This window comes from Xanthomonas sp. NCPPB 3174, assembly GCF_056725205.1.
This window is the reverse complement of record NZ_CM161517.1, coordinates 3,980,648-3,998,722: the sequence shown is the minus strand read 5'-3', so window position 1 is coordinate 3,998,722 and position 18,075 is coordinate 3,980,648. Positions and strand designations below refer to the sequence as shown.

The window sequence follows — 18,075 nt, the reverse complement described above, 5'->3', positions numbered from 1 at the left end:
GCGCTTCACCGGCACGCGGCGGCCGGCAGTGCGATAATCCCGGCATGAGCGAATCCCCCTACAAGACCGGTACCACCCATTTCGGCTTCCGCGACGTCGCCGCCAAGGACAAGCAGAAGCTGGTCGGCGAGGTCTTCACCTCGGTCGCCGGCAACTACGACCTGATGAACGACCTGATGAGCATGGGCATCCATCGGGTCTGGAAGCGCTATTTCGTCGCCACCGCGCAGGTCAAGCCGGGCGACCGCGTGCTCGACCTGGCCGGCGGCACCGGCGACATCGCCGCGCTGCTGAAGGACCGGGTCGGCGCCGACGGCGAGATCGTGCTGGGCGACATCAACGCCGGCATGCTCTCGGTGGGCCGCGACCGCCTCACCAACCGCGGCCTGGTCGCGGGCCTGGACTACGTGCAGTGCAACGCCGAGGCGCTGCCGTTCCCGGACCAGAGTTTCGACCTGGTGACCATCGCCTTCGGCCTGCGCAACGTCACCGACAAGGACGCGGCGCTGCGCGAGATGTACCGCGTGCTCAAGGTCGGCGGCCAGGCGCGGGTGCTGGAGTTCTCCGAAGTCACCGCCGACTGGTTCAAGCCGCTGTACGACTTCCATTCGTTCAAGGTGTTGCCGCGCCTGGGCAAGCTGTTCGCCAGGGACGCCGACAGTTACCAGTACCTGGCCGAGAGCATCCGCAAGCATCCGCCGCAGGACGCGCTGAAGGGCATGATGGAAGAGGCCGGCTTCGCCCGCAGCCACTACAAGAATCTCACCGGCGGGATCGTGGCGATCCATTCGGGCTATAGGATTTAGAGCCGGGATTGGGGATTCGGGATTGGAGATTGGAGATTCGCAAAGGCGGGCGATCGGGTGCTGACTGATCGCGGCGCTGGGTTGTGCTTGTGGGAGGGACTTCAGTCTCGACGCGCGGTCCTTCGGTGCCGGCGCAAGCACACGCCGCAGGGGCGCTGAAGGCGATGATGGAAGAGGCCGGCTTCGCCCGCAGCCACTACAAGAATCTCACCGGCGGGATCGTGGCAATCCATTCGGGCGACAAGATCTGAGAAGCCGGGATTCGGGATTCGGGATTCGGGAATCGCAAAAGCGAGCGATCGGGTGCTGACCGGGGCGCTGGGCTGCCCTTGTGGGAGGGACTTCAGTCCCGACGCGCGGTCCCACGGTGCCGGCGAAGCAGCTCCGCTGTGACGAATCCCCACTCCCGAATCCCCAATCCCGGCCTTCCGGTAAACTTCGGGTTTTCCCGAATCGGTGCTGTCCGCCATGCGTTCCCCGTTCCTGTTGTTGTCCCTGGCCGCGATGGTCGCGTCCGGGTGTTCCCGTGAAGCACCTGCGCCCGATGCGGCCGCACCTGCCGCCAAGCCGGCGCCCGCCGCGGCCAAGCCGGCCGACCGCAGCCACGACGAGACCTCCTACGCCGAGCCGTCCAAGGTCGTGATCAAGGATCTGGCGCTGGATCTGAAGCTGGATTTCGACAGCAAGCAGATCGGCGGCACCGCCACCTACACGCTGGACTGGAAGGACAAGAGCGCCAAGCAACTGGTGCTGGATACCCGCGACCTGACCATCGAGAAGGTGCAGGCCGACGACGGCAAGGGACAGGAGGCGCCGCTGCAGTACGCGCTGGCGCCGGCCGACAAGATCTACGGCAGCAAGCTGACCATCGAGGCGCCGACCCAGCCGCAGAAGATCAGCATCACCTACCACACCGCACCGACCGCCTCGGGCCTGCAGTGGCTGGAGCCGTCGATGACCGAGGGCAAGAAGCTGCCCTTCATGTTCAGCCAGTCGCAGGCGATCCACGCGCGTTCGTGGGTGCCGCTGCAGGACACGCCGAGCGTGCGTTTCACCTACAGCGCGCACGTGGTCTCGCGTCCGGACGTGATGGTGCTGATGAGCGCCGACAACGATCCCAAGGCGGTGCGCAACGGCGACTACCGCTTCAAGATGCCGCAGCCGATCCCGTCCTACCTGCTGGCGATCGCCGCCGGCGACCTGGTGTTCAAGCCGATCTCCGCGCGCTCGGGCGTGTGGGCCGAGCCGGCGATGGTCGACAAGGCGGCCAAGGAGTTCGAGGACACCGAGAAGATGATCGTGGCCGCGGAGACGCTGTACGGCCCGTACCGCTGGGGCCGCTACGACATGCTGGTGCTGCCGCCGTCGTTCCCGTTCGGCGGCATGGAGAATCCGCGCCTGACCTTCGCCACCCCGACGGTGATCGTCGGCGACAAGTCGCTGGTGTCGCTGATCGCGCACGAACTGGCGCACAGCTGGTCCGGCAACCTGGTGACCAACGCCAGCTGGAAGGACATCTGGCTCAACGAAGGCTTCACCACCTACGTGCAGGCGCGCATCACCGAGGCGCTGTACGGCCCGGAAGCGGCGGAGATGGAGCGCGAGATCGACCAGACCGATCTGCTGGCCGAACTGAAGGGCATGAGCCCGGCCGACCAGGCGCTGGCGCTGCCGGCGCTGACCGAGCGCGATCCGGACGAGGCGCTGAGCCAGGTCGCCTACGTCAAGGGCGCATGGTTCCTGCAGTTCCTGGAGCAGCGCTTCGGTCGCGACACCTTCGATCCGTTCCTGCGCGGCTGGTTCGACGACCACGCGTTCCAGAGCGCCAACACCGACCAGTTCGTCGAGTACCTGAAGACCCACCTGCTGTCCAAGAAGCCGAACGCGGTGACCGCGCAGGAACTGCATGCGTGGCTGGACGAGCCGGGCATTCCGGCGTTCGCGCAGAAGGCGCGTTCGCGCAACTTCGCCATGGTCGACACCGCCCGCATCGCCTGGAGCGGCAGCGGCACGCTGCCGGGCAAGCAGGTGACCGATGCGTGGAGCACCCAGGAATGGACGCGCTTCCTCAGCGGCCTGGGCGACAAACTCACCCCGGCGCAGCTCAAGCAGCTCGACGACGCCTACCACTTCACCGGCACCGCCAATGGCGAGATCGCCATGCGCTGGTATCCGCTGGCGATCCGCAGCGGCTACCTGGACGCGCGCCCGGCCGCCGGCGAATTCATCGCCCGCGTCGGTCGCCGCAAGCTGATCCTGCCGATCTACGCCGAACTGGTGAAGACGCCGGACGGCCTGGCCTTCGCCGAGGAGGTGTTCGCCAAGGCCAAGCCCGGCTACCACCCGATCACCACGGTGTCGGTGCAGGAGATGCTGGACAAGGCCAAGGCCGGCAACACCGCGCACTGACGCGCGTCTGCTGCTGAAGACCGCGCACACGGCGCCGGGAGCGATCCCGGCGCCGTGTGCGTTTGCGAGGCCTGCATGATGCGGCGGGCGCGCCATGCGAAAGCGGCGATCGCTGCAGCAGTTCGCTGCGCGCACGTTGCGCCAGATGCGCATGCGCGGCATCGCTTGCGCGTCCTGCACGACGCGCGTCTGCCCAGTGCGGCGTTAACGAATTCCACACATGTCGCTGCTCGCGCGCAGCGACCCGTTGCCACGCATTCGCGATATCCTCGGCAGTCCCGATGGTCCCCGGTCCATGCGCGCATGACCCCGTTCGCCACCGCCTCCCTGGTCTCCGCTGCAAGCGCCATCGCCACGGCAGGACGGTGCCGATGCCGATGCGAGCGGAATCGCCTGCGCGTGTCGAGGTGCTCCTGAGATGAGCGACGCGCATCCACTGTCCGGTTCCCTGCTGGCCGCGCTGCCCGATGCGCGCAGTGGCGAAATCTTCACCGAATTGCTGCGGCGCTCCGGTTGCCGCGTCGAACGCATCGTCTCGCACGGGCAGACCACGCCGCAGGAGACGCCCTATGTGCAGGCGCACGACGAGTGGGTGCTGCTGTTGCGCGGCAGTGCGCGGGTGGCGCTGTGCGAGCGCGAGGTCGCGCTGGCGCCGGGCGATCATCTGTTCATCCCGGCCGATACGCCGCATTGGGTGACCTTTACCGATCCCGGGCAGCCCACCGTGTGGCTGGCCCTCCATCTCGGCGAAGCCGACGTGGTGGTGTGAGCGTATGACCTGTCCCTGCCTCCCGGTGTCGCCATGCTGGTGCTGACGATGGCCTGGCTGTTGCTGGCCGGCGTCCTGCTGCTGGTTGCGACGCTGGTCGGCGTGCTGCTGGTGCTGCGCGATCCGTTCCTGCTGGTCCGCCTGGAGAGCCTGCGCCAGCGCCGCGGCAGCGGGCTGCAGCGGCGCCAGGCGCAGGTCGCCGGACACAGCTGGACCTATCTGGTGCGCGCCGCGGTCGATCCCGCCGCGCCGACCCTGCTGCTGGTGCACGGCTTCACCGGCAGCAAGGAGAACTGGCTGCCGCTGGCGCGCGCGTTGGGCACGCGCTATCACCTGGTGATCCCGGATCTGCCCGGCTGGGCCGAGAGCCAGCGCATCGCCGGGCAGGACTACGGTTTCGTCGCGCAGGCCGAGCGCGTGGCCGCGTTCGCGGTCCAGTGCGCGCGCCGTGCGGGCAGCGAATGCGTGCTGCTCGGGCATTCGATGGGCGGCGGCATCGCCGCGCTGGCCGCGGCGCACCATCCCGCCGTGTTCGACCGGGTCGGCCTGTTCAACGCCGCCGGCGTGCGCTTCGCCGACAACGTCTTCGGCCAGGCGGTGCTGGACGGGCACAATCCGTTCGCGGTTCACGATGCCGCATCGCTGCAGCGCTACATCGACACCGTGTTCCTGCTCGAGCGTGCCAAGCCGCACATCCCGCGCTGGGCGGTGCCGGCGGTGGTGGCCTGGCGCCGCCGCGAGGCCGCGTTCGAGCAGCAGGTGCTGGCGCGCATCGGCCGCGGCGAGGAGGCGTTCCTGCCGTTCGAGGAGGCCGCGCGCATCCGCCAGCCGGCGCTGCTGCTCAATTGCGTGCAGGACGCGGTGATCGACGTCAGTGCGCTGGCGCTGTACGCGCAACGCCTGCCGCAGGCGATCCAGGTGCTGCTGGACGGCAGCGGCCACATGTCCATCGTCGAGAAGCCCGCCGAGGTCGCGCAGGCCATCGACGCCCTGATCCAACGAGGAACCCCACGATGAAACGCATCCTGCTCGGCGCGCTGTGCGCCGTTGCCCTGGCCGCTTGCGGCGATCACGAGGCCGAGCGCAAGGCGCAGGCCGCGGCCGAAGCGCAGGCCAAGGCGCAGGCGGCCGACGACCTGGCCAAGCAGTACGACGCCGCGGTGAAATCGGGCAATTGGGACCTGGCGCGGATCCATGGCGCGGCGCTGCTGCAGCAGTATCCCGGGTCGGATGCGGCCGAACGCATCCAGCCCGGCTATGCCGAGGTCAAGGCCAAGGGCGAGGCGGCGCGCGAGCTGCGGCGCATGCAGGCGGCCTGGCAGTACTCGCAGGTGCCGGCCGGCAAGGGCGTGCAGCGCTCGGCGATGCTGTACAGCCGCGACAAGGTCGACGTGGACGGCAGCGGGCCCAAGCCGGTGCAACTGGTGTTCCGCGACCACCCGGAATGGAAGCGCAGCGCCTATCTGGTGCTGCAGTCCGGCGATTTCCGCTGCGCCGGTGGCTGCAAGGTGGAACTGAAGGCCGACGACGCGCCGCCGCACGCGGCCGCAGCCTGGCGGCCCAAGACCGACGAAGCCATCGCCATGTTCATCAGCGACGACAAGGCGCTGTGGAAGCTGGCGCGCAAGACCACGGTGCTGCAGATCACCTTCCCGGTGAAGGCCGGCGGCACCCGCACCGCGGTGTTCGAGACCGGTGGCCTGGACGGCGCGCAGATGCCGGGCTGGGATTGAGCTCCATGCACGCCGCCACGCCGCCGCCAGCCGAAGCCCTGCGCCAGGTCCGTCACTGGGTGTTCGACATGGACGGCACGCTGACCCGCGCCGTGCACGATTTCGCGCTGATCCGCCGCGAACTGCAGATCCCGCCGCAGGCCGACATCCTGCAGCACCTGGCGGCGTTGCCGGATGCGCAGCGCGCCAGCAAGCACGCCTGGCTGCTGGAGCACGAGCGCGTGCTGGCCCAGGAGGCCACCGCGGCCAACGGCGCCCCGGCGCTGCTGCGCACCCTGCGTGCGGCCGATTGTCGGCTGGCGGTGCTGACCCGCAACGCGCGCGAGCTGGCGCAACTGACCCTGGAGGAGATCGAGGTCGACGATCTGTTCGAGGAGGTGACCATCCTCGGTCGCGACGAGGCGCCGCCCAAGCCGCATCCCGGCGGCCTGCTGCAATTGGCCGAGCACTGGGGCGTGGCCCCGCAGGCGCTGGCGATGGTCGGCGATCACGCCTACGACCTGCAGTGCGGGCGCCACGCCGGTGCGACGACCGTGCTGTTGCATCCGGACAACCCCTGGCCGGCGCTGGCCGACCTGCATTTCGCCGATTGCGCCGCGCTGCTGGCGTGGTGGCAGGACGGCGCCGGGCCGCAGCCGCACTGACCGCGCGCCGCGGCGGCTGACGGCTGCCGCGGCCTCACTTCCCCTGCCGTGCCTCCACGCACGGGCCTGGATGGCGCAGGGTGTGCCACCGAGGCGCGTGCTCACACTGCGCCACGGGCGATGCAACGGTGTGGCACAAAGTGTCACGTTCTCGAGACGCCTGCGGACGCCTGGATGGACACCTTCAGGGCGGCGCATGGCGTCGTGATCCGCGCGTCAAGGGATGTTGCATCGCAGCGCTGCGATGGCATGGACGTTGCTCGTAGACACCCACGCTTCAGGTTCCGTGGCACACGCCGACCCAGGTGCAGCTGTCGCGGCTCTTCAACGAGGGGAGTAGAACGATGCACAGTCATTCACGTCGTACCCAGGCTTGTACATTGCTCGCGCTGGCCACTGCGTTGGCGCTGGCGGGTTGCAAGAAGCAGGAAGAGGCCCCGGCCCCGGCCGCACCGGCCGCCGCCGCACAGCAACCGCCGGCTGCCGCGCCGGCCGCGGTTGCCGATACCGACAGCGAGTTCGCCACCAATGCCGCCAACCCCGACAACTGGGGTGGCATCGGTCGCGACTTCGGCCTGAACCGGCACAGCCCGCTGGCCGAGATCAATCGCGACAACGTCAAGAACCTGAAGATGTCGTGGGAGATGAAGACCGACGCCACCCGCGGCCACGAAGGCCAGCCGCTGGTGATCGGCAGCACCATGTACATGGTCAGCGCCTATCCGAACAACGTGTTCGCGATCGACCTGTCGCAGGAAGACAACGGCAAGGTGCTGTGGAAGTACACCCCGCAGCAGGACGAGCGCGCGGTGGCGGTGGCCTGCTGCGACACGGTCAACCGCGGCGCCTCCTATGCCGACGGCAAGGTGGTGTTCGGCAGCCTCAGCGGCGACGTGATCGCGCTCGATGCCAAGACCGGCAAGGAGGTGTGGAAGCAAAAGCTCGCCTATCCCGAGAAGGGCGAGACCATCACCATGGCCCCGATCATCGCCGACGGCAAAGTGGTGGCCGGCATCAGCGGCAACGAGTTCGGCGTGCGCGGGCGTGTCGCCGCGTACGCGCTGGCCGACGGCAAGCAGGCCTGGTCCTGCGAGGCCACCGGCACCGACAAGGAGATCTGCCTCGGCCCGGACTTCAACAAGGCCAACCCGCAGCACGGCCAGCTCGGCGACCTCGGCCAGAAGACCTATCCCGACGAAGGCTGGAAGCGCGGCGGTGGCGCAGCCTGGGGCTGGTACAGCTACGACCCGAAACTCAAGCTGGTCTACTACGGCACCGGCAATCCCGGCCTCTGGAGTCCGTCGTACCGCTGCGGCAAGACCACGCAGAAGGAATGCGACACCGGCGAGTACGACAACAAGTGGTCGATGACCCTGTTCGCGCGCAAGATCGACACCGGCGAGGCGGTGTGGGGTTACCAGAAGACCCCGTTCGATCAGTGGGACTACGACGGCATCAACGAGCCGATCCTGGTCGACCTGACCATCGACGGCAAGCAGGTGCCCTCGGTGGTGCAGTTCGACCGCAACGGCTTCGCCTACGTGCTCGACCGCCGCGACGGCACGCTGCTGCGCGCCAACAAGTTCGTGCCGGCCAACTGGGCCGAGCGCATCGACATGAAGACCGGGCGCCCGGTGAAGGTCGCGGCGCATTCGCCGCTGGAGCGCGGCCGCAAGGTCGAGGCGTTCCCGTCGGCGATGGGCGGCAAGGACCAGCAGCCGTGCTCGGTGGATCCGGCCAACTCGGCGGTGTTCTTCTGCGGCACCAACAACTGGCACATGGAACTCGATCCGCAGGAACGCGGCAACACCATGATGGGCCTGCCGTACGTGTTCGCCAACGTGATGATGAAGCCGAACGAGCCCGGCGCGCTGGGCATCGTCAAGGCGTTCGACGTGGTCGAAGGCAAGTCCAAGTGGGAGATCAAGGAGAAGTTCCCGGTGTGGAGCGGTACCCTGGTCACCGACGGCGGGCTGGTGTTCTACGGCACGCTGGACGGCTGGTTCCGCGCCGTGGACAAGGACACCGGCAAGAAGCTGTGGGAGACCAAGCTGCCCTCCGGCATCATCGGCAACCCGATCGCCTACAAGGCCAATGGCCACCAGTACGTGGCGGTGTTCTCGGGCATCGGCGGCTGGATCGGCCTGCCGGTCGCCGCCGGTCTGGATCCGGGCGATCCGTACGGCGCGCTGGGTGCCGCCGGCCTGGCCTTCAGCAATGGCTTCGACAAGATCCCGTTGGGCGGCATGGTGCACACCTTCCGCATCGACGGCGCCGGCAAGACCGTCACGCCCACCACGACCGCCACCGCGGCCGCCGGTGGCGGTAGCGCGGCGGTCGCCGCCAAGACGGTGCGATGAGCCGGCGGCGCCGCGTCCAGGGTGCGAGCGGGGGCCGCATGGCGCCCGTCTCGTGGCGCCTGCCTGCGGGCGCACGCGCCGTGTTGCTGTTGTGCAGCCTCGGACTCGTCGCCGCAGGCTGTACGCGCGAGCCGTCGTCCGCGACGGCTCGCGCTCCTGCTGCCCCGCCCGCCGCTGCGGCGCCGGCCTCCGCCGCGCCCGCCACGACGCTGCCGGCCGATGCGCCGGTGCTGCGGGTCTGCGCCGATCCCGGCAACATGCCATTGTCCGATCGCGCAGGCGAAGGATTCCAGAACAAGATCGCCCAGGTGGTGGCCGCGGAGATGGGCCGGCGCCTGGAGTACGAGTGGCGCAGCTACTACCAGCGCGGCCTGGCGCGCAGCACGATCAACGCCGGGCGCTGCGACGTGCTGATGGACATGAACAGCGATTTCGAAATGGGCCTGCCCACGCGCCCGCTGTATCGCTCCACCTATGTGCTGGTCACGCGCAAGGGCCTGGATGTGCGCCCGGCGTCGCTGGACGATCCTGCGCTGAAAAAACTCAAGGTCGGCGTGTTCCAGAGTTCGCCGGCGCGGCAGGCGCTGTTCGACCATGGCGTGCAGGGCGAGGTGCAATACCTGTTCTACGACTCGGCCAGCGCGCCGCAGGAACATCCTGGCAAGCTCGCCGAGCAGGTCGCCGCCGGCAAGCTCGATGCCGCCGAATCCTGGGGCCCGGTGGCCGGCTACTACGCCGCGCGCGGCGGCCTCGGCGTGGTGCCGCTGAACGTCATCGACAACGAGGTGCTGGAGTATTCGATGGCGTGGGCGGTGTCGCGCAAGAACGCGGACCTGCGCGATGCGCTGAACGCGGCGATGCAGCGCAGTGCCGGCAAGATCGGCGCGATCCTGCGCGACTACCACGTGCCGCTGGTGGCCTGCGCCGATTGCATCGTTGCCGGCGACCTGCGCTCGCACGGTCCCTATGCGGCGCCCGACGACCAGGACGACACGCCGAGCGCGCAGGCCTCCTCGGACATGCTGGCGCAGTTGCAGCTGCGCATCGCCGGTGGCGCCGATCCCAACGAGGAACTGGCGCATGCGCTGGATGCCGGCGACGGCGTGCGCGTGGCCTGGCTGCTGCGCCATGGCGCCAGCGCCGACAAACCCAACCTGCTCGGCGAGCCGCCGCTGCAGCAGGCGATCCGCAACCAGGCGCCGCTGCTGGTCGGCGAACTGCTGGCCGCCGGCGCCAAGGTCGAAAACCGCGACAGCAATGGCTGGACGCCATTGATGAAGGCGGCCTGGTCCAACGATGGCAAGAGCGTCGCGCAACTGTTGGCGCATCGTGCCAAGGTCGAGGCGGTGTCCGCCGATGGCTGGACGCCGCTGGACCTGGCCATCTCCTACGCCGATGCCGACGTGGTGCAGGCGCTGCTCGACGCCGGCGCCAGCGTGCGCCACGCCAATCCGGCCGGCTTCACCCCGGTGATGTTCGCGGTGGCGCGCAACGAGCCGAAGATCCTCGATCTGCTGCTCAAGCGCGGCGCCGAGCCCGACCGCGCGAACCGCGCCGGCGTCACTCCCTTGATGCTCGCTGCCGCCGCCGGTCGCGAGGACAGCGCCCGGCGCCTGCTCGCCGCCGGCGCCAGCGCCGACGCGCGCGACGCCGACGGCAAGACGCCCGCGGCGCTGGCCCAGCAACGCGGCAATGCCGAACTCGCCCACCTGTTGACGGAGGCCCAGCACCGACGCACGCAATGACCGCTTCCTGTCGTCCCGCACATGCCGCCCGCGCGGCCTGCTCTTCCCATCGTGCACTCCGCAAAGGTGTTGTTCCCATGCGTCCTGCTTCCGTCCGCCGTCGCGCCGTTTCCGTGCTGCTGCCCATGTCCCTGTTCGCCGCGTTCCTGTTGCTGGCCGCCTGCGGCAAGCAGGAGACGCCGCCTGCGCCCGCGGCCGCGCCGGCCCCGGCCGCGCCTGCCGCAGCGCCTGCGCCTGCACCGGCCGCGCCTGCCGCGCCCGCTGCCGCGGCGCCTGCACCTGCACCTGCACCCGCTGCGGCGGTCACGCCGATTCCGAAGGGGCCGCCGGTCAAGGTCACCCCGGAACTGGTCGCCGAAGGCAAGGCGATCTTCAACTCCGCCGGCTGTACCGCTTGCCATGGCGGCACCGGTGGCGGCGGCATGTGCCCGCCGCTGACCAACGACATCTGGGTCTACGGCAGCGACGACGACACCTTGCGCGCGCTGATCACCGAAGGCACCGCCGGCATGGCCGCGCACGGCAAGACCCGCATCGGCCACGAGAAGGTGGTCGGGCAGATGCCGCCGTTCGGACCGGTGCTCAAGCCAGGCGATACCGAGAAGCTGCTGGCCTTCATCCATTCCATCAACAAGACTGCGGGCGCCCCGCAATGAGGAATGCGTTGCGACTGGCCGCTGTCGTCGCGCTGTCGCTGTGCGCCGCGGCCTGCCAGCGTGCCCCTGCGCCAGCCGCAGGGGCCGACGCCGCGAAGGCTGCGCCGGCACCGACGGCCGCTGCCGCGGCGCTGGCCTACGTCCCGAACCAGCGCAGCGGCACCATCTCGGTGATCGACACCGGCAGCGACCGCGTGGTGCGGACGCTGTCGGCGCAGGGGCAGCTGGGCAAGCGCCTGCAGCAGGTGGTGCCGGGTCCGCCCGGGCATCTGTACGTCATCGACGCGCAGGGCCATCGCCTGCTGGACCTGGATACCGTGCAGGACCACGTGCTGCGCAGCGTCGACATCGGCGAGAACGCCGAAGGCGTGGCCGCGTCGCCGGATGGCCGCCAGCTGGCGGTGTGCGTGGAAGGGCAGAACCAGGTGATGCTGATCGACCCGGCCGGCTTCACCATCGGCGCGCACATCGCCACCCGCGGGCAGGCGCCGGAACACTGCGTGTACACCCCGGACGGCGCGCTGCTGCTGACCAGCAACGAGGGCTCCAACGACCTGGACGTGATCGACCTGAAGGCCGGCACGTCCATCGGCGTGATCGCCACCAGCGGGCATCCGCGCGGCATGGCGTTCGCGCCGGACGGCAAGACGGCGTACGTGGCGCAGGAAGCGGCCAACGTGGTCGACGTGATCGATCTGGCGGCGCGCAAGCGCGTGGCCAGCATCCCGGCCGGGCAACGCACCGCCGGCATCGCCATCGCCCGCGACGGCAGCCGCGTGTATGCGTCGAACGGCGCCGGCACGGTCAGCGTGATCGACCCGGCTGCGCGCCGGGTGCTGGCGGAAATCCCGGTCGGGCAACGGCCGTGGAATCCGGCGCTGAGTCCTGACGGCAAGAAGCTGTACGTGGCCAATGGCCGTTCCAACAGCGTCAGTGTCATCGACACGGCGGCGATGAAGGAGATCAAGCAGATCGCGGTGGGCGAGATGCCATGGGGTGTGGTCGTGGCGCAGTGAGGTGAGGCGAGCGGCGCTCTCGGGCGCCGCGACGGGAGGCGGGGAGAGCCGGAATGAAGACGCGAGCCGCGGTCGCCTGGGCGGCGAACCAGCCGCTGGCCATCGAGGAAGTGGATCTGCAGCCGCCCAAGGCTGGCGAGGTGCTGGTGCGCATGGTCGCCAGCGGCATCTGCCATGGCGACGACATCGCCTTGTCCGGCATCGATGCCGAGGCGGCGTTTCCGGTGATCCTGGGCCAGGAAGGCGCCGGCGTGGTCGAGGAAGTCGGTGTCGGCGTCACCAGCGTGCGCCCGGGCGATCACGTGATCCCGCTGTACATGCCCGAATGCGGCGTGTGCAAGTACTGCCGTTCCAACCGCACCAACCTGTGTCAGGCGATCCGCAGCAGCCAGGACCGCGGGCTGATGCCCGACGGCAGCAGCCGCTTCTCGCTGCACGGGCGCCCGCTGCTGCACTACATGGGCACCAGCACCTTCGCCGAGTACACCGTGCTGCCGGAGATCGCGGTGGCCAGGATCCATCCGGCCGCGCCGCTGGACAAGGCCTGCCTGCTCGGCTGCACCGTCACCACCGGCATCGGCGCGGTGCTCAATACCGCGCGGGTGCGTCCGGGCGAGAGCGTGGCGGTGTTCGGGCTGGGCGGCATCGGCCTGTCGGTGGTGCAGGGCGCGGTGATGGCGCGCGCCGAACGCATCATCGTGGTCGACATCAACCGCGACAAGTTCCCGCTGGCGCGTGCGCTGGGCGCCACCGATTGCCTGGACCCGAAGGATTTCGGTGCGCCGGTGCAGCAGGTCATCGTCGATCTCACCGACGGCGGCGCCGACCACAGCTTCGCCTGCGTCGGCGACGTGCGCGCGATGCGCGCGGCGCTGGAGTGCTGCCACAAGGGCTGGGGCGAAAGCATCATCCTCGGCGTGGCGCCGAGCGCGCAGGAGATCAGCACGCGGCCGCTGCAACTGGTCACCGGCCGCGCCTGGCGCGGCAGCGCGTTCGGCGGGGTCAAGGGCCGCAGCGAACTGCCGGCCTATGCCGAGCGCTACCTGGCCGGGGAGATCCGCATCGACGAACTGATCAGCGAAACCCTGCCGCTGGACCACATCAACCGCGGTTTCGAGGCGATGCGCGCAGGCCGCGGCATCAAATCGATCGTTCTCTACTGAGCCTCAAGGAACCGGCATGCCCTATACCCCAGGACCCAGCACCCCGTCGGCGAGTTCGATCGCGCTGGCCGTCGCCACCGCCATCGGCGTGCTTGCCGCACCGGCGCGCGCGCAAACCACGGTCAACGCCGACGATGCGCAGATCACCGCGCTGGACCGGGTCGAGGTCACCGCCACGCCGATTCCCGGCACGCTGATCGATGCCGACCTGCTGCCGTACACGGTGCAGACCGCCAATGCCGACGACATCGCGCGCAGCCAGGCCGGCAACCTCACCGACTTCCTGCTGCGCGAGATGAACGGCGTGGACACCAACGAGGTGCAGGGCAGTCCGTTCCAGACCGATCTGACCTTCCGCGGCTTCCGCGCCTCGGCGCTGCCCGGCGCCTCGCAGGGCGTGTCGGTGTACCTGGACGGCGTGCGCATGAACGAGCCGTTCGCCGACATCGTCAGCTGGGACATGATGCCGGAGGCGGCGATCCGCAGCGTCGCGCTGATGCCGGGCTCCAACCCGCTGTTCGGTCCCAATACGCTCGGTGGCGCGCTGGCCTTCACCACCCAGTCCGGCCTCACCGCGCCGGGCCTGCGCGCCGACCTGTCGGTAGGCAGCGGCGCGCGCAAGCGCCTGGATGCGTCCTACGGCTACGCCGGACGCGACGGCCTGCATGCCTTCGTCGCGGTCACCGGCTTCGACGAGAACGGCTGGCGCGACGCTTCCGCTGGCCGCCTGGGCACCGTGTTCGGCAAGTTCGGCCGGCAGGGCGAGCGCACCGACTGGGACGTGTCGCTGCTGCACGGGCGCAGCCGCCTGATCGGCAATGGCCTGCTGCCGAGCTACCGCTACACCGACGAGGGCACCGAGCCGGGGCTGTACGAAGCCGACCGCGCCGCGGTCTACACCTCGCCGGACCTGACCCGCAACCGCAACACGCTGCTCACCGGGCAGTTCGACCATCGCTTCGACGAACGCACCGCGCTGCATCTGCTGGCCTACTACCGGCAGGGGCGCCGCGACACCGTCAACGGCGACATCAACGACGACTACGAGGAATTCGTCGACGACTGCGCCGACGGCTACGCCGCCGACGGCACGCCGCTGGATGCCGGCTGCACGGTCTCGCGCGCCGATGCCGACGCCCTGCACAGCGGCGTGCTCAACACCACGCAGATGCGCCAGCATGCCGAGGGCGTGGCGCTGAACCTCAGCCGCCAGGCCGGCGCGCACGCGCTGAGCATCGGCGCCACCTACGACCGCAACCGCGTGCGCTACCGCCAGTACGAGCAGGAGGCGTTCGTGCAGGACGACCGCTCGGTGGTCGCCGATCCGGACGAGGACCGTGCGTTCTTCTCCGGCGTCGACGGCCGCAGCAGCACCCTGGGCCTGTTCGCCGCCGATACCTGGGAAGTGAGCGAGGGCACGCATGTCAGCGCTGCGCTGCGCTGGAACCGCGTCGCTGTCGCCAACACCCTGTCCACCGCCGACGACGGCGTGCTGCCGCGCGAGCGCTTCGTGTTCGCCAAGGCCAATCCGTCGTTGGGCATCACCCAGCGCCTGGGCGGCGGCTTCACCGCGTTCGCCTCGGCCTCGCAGAACAGCCGCGCGCCGACCGCGATCGAACTCGGCTGCGCCGACCCGGAGCAACCGTGCCGGCTGCCGACCGGGCTGCAGGCCGATCCGCGCCTGGAGCAGATCGTCTCGCGCACCTACGAGCTCGGCCTGCGCTGGAACCCGTCGCCGGCGCAGACGCTGAACGCGTCGCTGTATCGCGCCGACAACCGCGACGACATCCTGTTCCTGCGCGCACCCAATTCCCAGCAGGGCTACTTCGACAACGTCGACCGCACCCGCTACCAGGGCGCCGATCTCAGCTACCGCGGCAGCCACGGCGCGCTGCGCTGGTTCGCCGGCTACAGCTACCTGGACGCCACCTACCGCAGCGCCGGTGAACTACTCTCGGGCGAACGCACCGTGACCTTGCGCCCGGGCACCAGCATCGCCGGCCTGCCGCGCAACACGCTGAAGCTGGGCGTGGAGTGGCAGGCGCTGGCGCAGCTGGCATTGGGCGCGGACCTGCGTGCGGTGTCGCGGCGCGTGGCCAGCGGCAACGAGGACGGCCTGGTCGAGGATCCGGAGGAAGGCGAGGCGCCAGCGCGCCACGACCTGTCCACCGGCGGCTACGCCTTGCTCGACCTGCACGGCACCTGGGAACTCGCCAAAGGGCTGTCGTTGTACCTGCGGGTCAACAACGTGTTCGACCGTCGCTACGAGACGTATGCGGCCATCGCCGAGGATCTGTTTCCGGGCGGAGCGCTGGCGCGGCCGCAGGACGCCGCGGTCGAGGACGGCCCCTCGCGTTTCGTCGCGCCTGGCGCCCCGCGGCAATACCAGGTCGGTTTGCGCTGGCGGTTCTAGTGGCGGTCGTGCGCTGTTGCGGCTTCGCGTGATCCGGCTGGTCCATGCGGCCGGAAGCCGATCGGCTCCGGCGACTGTCGCGGCTGAAGCCGCTCCTACGGAGGTAGCGCAGCCTGACCGGCGCAGCGATTCCTGTAGGAGCGGCTTCAGCCGCGACGTCGAAGCCGGGCATCCTCCAAGCGCATCAGCGGTCGGGATCCGAATTTCCCGAAGTACTCGCGCAACCGCCAGGCGGGGAGCGACAGGCGAGGTTTCATTCGCGACAAGCAACCTCCTTGCATTGCGATGGCATCTCAACTCACATCGTCGCCAACCCATGCTTGCGCAGCTTGCGATACAAGGTATTGCGGCTGATGCCCAGCGCATCGGCGGTGCGGCTGACGTTCCAGCGATGGCGCTCGAGCTGCTGCTGCAGCACGCTGCGCTCGGCGCTGTCCAGGGCGACGCGACCGGGCACGCCGTCGCCGGCATGCGCATCGTCGCCGAGCAGGCACGGGCCGCTGTCGGCGTCGACGATCTCCTGTGGCAGGTTGGGGATGCGGATGACGCCGTCGGCGCACAGCACCGCCGCGGTGCGCAGCACGTTGCGCAGCTGCCGCAGGTTGCCGGGCCAGGCATAGCTGAGCAGCTTGTGCAGGGCGTCCTCGCTGATGCGCACCGGTTGTTCGCCGCTCTCTTCGCGCAGCAGGGTGCGGATCAGTTCGGCCTTGTCGCTGCGCTCGCGCAGCGGCGGCAGGTGCAGCACCACGCCGTTGAGGCGGTAGTACAGGTCCTCGCGGAAGCCGCCGCTGCCGACCATCTGCGCCAGGTCGCGGTGGCTGGCGCTGATGACGTGCAGTTCCAGTGGCACCGCGCGGTCGCTGCCCAGCGGGGTCACGCTCTGTTCCTCCAGCACGCGCAGCAGGCGCGTCTGCAGCGGCAGCGGCATGTCGCCGATCTCGTCCAGGAACAGGGTGCCGCCGCTGGCCTGCAGCAGCTTGCCGTGACGCCCCTCGCGCGCGGCATCGGTGAAGGCGCCGCGCGCATAGCCGAACAGCTCGCTCTCGATCAGCGCTTCCGGGATCGCCGCGCAGTTCACCGCCACGAACGGCCGGTCGGCCCAGGGCGAGCTGCGGTGCACCGCCTTGGCGAATTCTTCCTTGCCGGTGCCGGTGGCGCCGCACAGCAGGATCGACACGCGGTGCTTGGCCAGCTTCAGCGCGTTGTCCAGGTTGTGCAGCATGCGCGGATCGGAGCCGACATGGTCGTTGGCGCGCGTGGCCTGGTCATCCACGCTGCCGGCGCGGGCACGGCTGGCGGGGGTGCGTGCACGTGGCGGCTGCGCCAGGGCGAAGAAGCGGCGGCCGTGGCAGGCGCAGCGGATCGACCACAGCGTGCTGGCGTCGTTGCGCGCGCGCTGCTCCAGCGTGTCGAAATCCAGCTGCATCACCTGGGCGATGTCGCGCCCGACCAGCGGGGAGCGGTCGGGCTTGCCGAGCTGTTCCAGCGTCGCCTCGTTGACCGCCAGCACGCGGCCATCGCCGCCCACGGCGATCAACGCTTCGTGCAGCAGCCCGGCGAACTCCGGGCGGCTGTGGAAACGCAGGATCCAGGCATGCCGGTACTGTTCCAGGAAGTAAGCGCGGGCGATCTGCGCCGCCGACATGCGCACCAGCGCGCCGGTATGGCATTGCACCAGCTTGGTATCGCGCGCGTCCGGCGTGGAGGCGTCCAGCACCGCCAGCAGGCGGCCTTGCGGATCCAGGATCGGCGCGCCGCTGCACGACAACGGCAGGTGCCGCTCCAGGTAGTGTTCGCCGCGGTGCACGCTGAGCGCGCTGCCTTCCACCGCGCAGGTGCCGATGCCATTGGTGCCCTGGTAGCGCTCGGCCCAGCTGGCGCCGCAGAACAGCCCGGTCTCGCGGAACGCGCGCAACAGCGCCGGATCCTGCACGCTGTGCAGCACCGTGGCCTCGGTGTCGGCGAACACCACGGCGTAGCTGCCGCCGGCGATCTGTTCGTAGAGATTTTCCATCTCCACCTTGGCGATGCGCAGCAACGCCTCCAGCCGCTGCTGGCGTTCGCGCAGCTCGCTGTCGTCGTGGACCATCGGCGAGGGATGGGTGTCCGGGTCCAGGCCGTACTCGTCGAGGCAGCGCCGCCACGAGCGCGCCAGAACCGGCGGCAGGGACTCGATCTGGCGGAAATGGCGCATGCGCGCCAGCGGCGCACAGTCGGCCTCGGCGGCGGATGCTGCGACGACCTTGGCTTGCGCGAGGCTGGCGACAGTCGACTCGGACATGGGCGCGCTCTCGTCCCCCCAGGGGGCCCCTGGGGCAAGTGACGCACAAACCGGACCGGCGCTCAACCCGCAGTGCAGCA

The 18,075-nt window shown here is 69.6% G+C and carries 13 protein-coding genes and 1 pseudogene; 13 read left to right on the top strand and 1 reads right to left on the bottom strand.

Annotated elements, in window-relative coordinates:
* Window positions 1-44 precede the first annotated feature (44 nt).
* The 13 genes and pseudogenes from ubiE (at window position 45) to AC1PK7_RS17150 (ending at window position 15,714) form a co-directional block, all read left to right on the top strand.
* The gene (ubiE, locus tag AC1PK7_RS17210) at window positions 45-806 is read left to right on the top strand and encodes a bifunctional demethylmenaquinone methyltransferase/2-methoxy-6-polyprenyl-1,4-benzoquinol methylase UbiE (protein ID WP_019801478.1); all 762 of its coding nucleotides are present in this window, start codon (window positions 45-47) and stop codon (window positions 804-806) included.
* Window positions 807-938: 132 nt separating this feature from the next.
* Window positions 939-1,057 (top strand): annotated as a pseudogene (locus AC1PK7_RS17205) (class I SAM-dependent methyltransferase); the annotation flags it as partial.
* A 217-nt stretch (window positions 1,058-1,274) separates the two neighbouring features.
* Window positions 1,275-3,215, top strand: coding sequence for a M1 family metallopeptidase (locus tag AC1PK7_RS17200; RefSeq protein ID WP_481098925.1), 1,941 nt, complete (start codon window positions 1,275-1,277; stop codon window positions 3,213-3,215).
* 418 nt (window positions 3,216-3,633) lie between these two features.
* A complete protein-coding gene (locus AC1PK7_RS17195; RefSeq protein WP_481098924.1) occupies window positions 3,634-3,984 on the top strand; it encodes a cupin domain-containing protein in 351 nt (116 codons plus the stop codon).
* A 33-nt stretch (window positions 3,985-4,017) separates the two neighbouring features.
* A complete protein-coding gene (locus tag AC1PK7_RS17190; protein WP_481098923.1) occupies window positions 4,018-5,001 on the top strand; it encodes an alpha/beta fold hydrolase in 984 nt (327 codons plus the stop codon).
* A complete protein-coding gene (locus tag AC1PK7_RS17185; RefSeq protein ID WP_017910020.1) occupies window positions 4,998-5,717 on the top strand; it encodes a hypothetical protein in 720 nt (239 codons plus the stop codon). The genes AC1PK7_RS17190 and AC1PK7_RS17185 overlap by 4 nt, the downstream gene beginning before the upstream one ends.
* A 5-nt stretch (window positions 5,718-5,722) precedes the next feature.
* Window positions 5,723-6,361: an HAD family hydrolase gene (locus tag AC1PK7_RS17180; protein WP_010341919.1), complete on the top strand. Its 639-nt coding sequence runs from the start codon at window positions 5,723-5,725 to the stop codon at window positions 6,359-6,361.
* A gap of 344 nt (window positions 6,362-6,705) precedes the next feature.
* On the top strand, window positions 6,706-8,721 hold the full coding sequence (locus tag AC1PK7_RS17175) for a methanol/ethanol family PQQ-dependent dehydrogenase (RefSeq protein ID WP_481098922.1): 2,016 nt from the start codon (window positions 6,706-6,708) through the stop codon (window positions 8,719-8,721).
* Between the two features lie 38 nt (window positions 8,722-8,759).
* A complete protein-coding gene (locus AC1PK7_RS17170) occupies window positions 8,760-10,466 on the top strand; it encodes a quinoprotein dehydrogenase-associated putative ABC transporter substrate-binding protein (protein WP_481098921.1) in 1,707 nt (568 codons plus the stop codon).
* Window positions 10,467-10,591: 125 nt separating this feature from the next.
* The gene (locus tag AC1PK7_RS17165) at window positions 10,592-11,122 is read left to right on the top strand and encodes a c-type cytochrome (protein WP_481098920.1); all 531 of its coding nucleotides are present in this window, start codon (window positions 10,592-10,594) and stop codon (window positions 11,120-11,122) included.
* A complete protein-coding gene (locus tag AC1PK7_RS17160) occupies window positions 11,119-12,138 on the top strand; it encodes a beta-propeller fold lactonase family protein (protein WP_481098919.1) in 1,020 nt (339 codons plus the stop codon). The genes AC1PK7_RS17165 and AC1PK7_RS17160 overlap by 4 nt, the downstream gene beginning before the upstream one ends.
* Window positions 12,139-12,191: 53 nt before the next feature.
* Window positions 12,192-13,301, top strand: coding sequence for an S-(hydroxymethyl)glutathione dehydrogenase/class III alcohol dehydrogenase (locus AC1PK7_RS17155; RefSeq protein ID WP_209247057.1), 1,110 nt, complete (start codon window positions 12,192-12,194; stop codon window positions 13,299-13,301).
* A gap of 16 nt (window positions 13,302-13,317) precedes the next feature.
* Window positions 13,318-15,714, top strand: coding sequence for a TonB-dependent receptor (locus AC1PK7_RS17150; RefSeq protein ID WP_481098918.1), 2,397 nt, complete (start codon window positions 13,318-13,320; stop codon window positions 15,712-15,714).
* A gap of 298 nt (window positions 15,715-16,012) precedes the next feature.
* Here the strand turns inward: AC1PK7_RS17150 and AC1PK7_RS17145 are convergent, their stop codons facing one another.
* The gene (locus AC1PK7_RS17145; protein WP_481098917.1) at window positions 16,013-17,995 is read right to left on the bottom strand and encodes a sigma-54-dependent Fis family transcriptional regulator; all 1,983 of its coding nucleotides are present in this window, start codon (window positions 17,993-17,995) and stop codon (window positions 16,013-16,015) included.
* Between the last annotated feature and the right edge of the window lie 80 nt (window positions 17,996-18,075).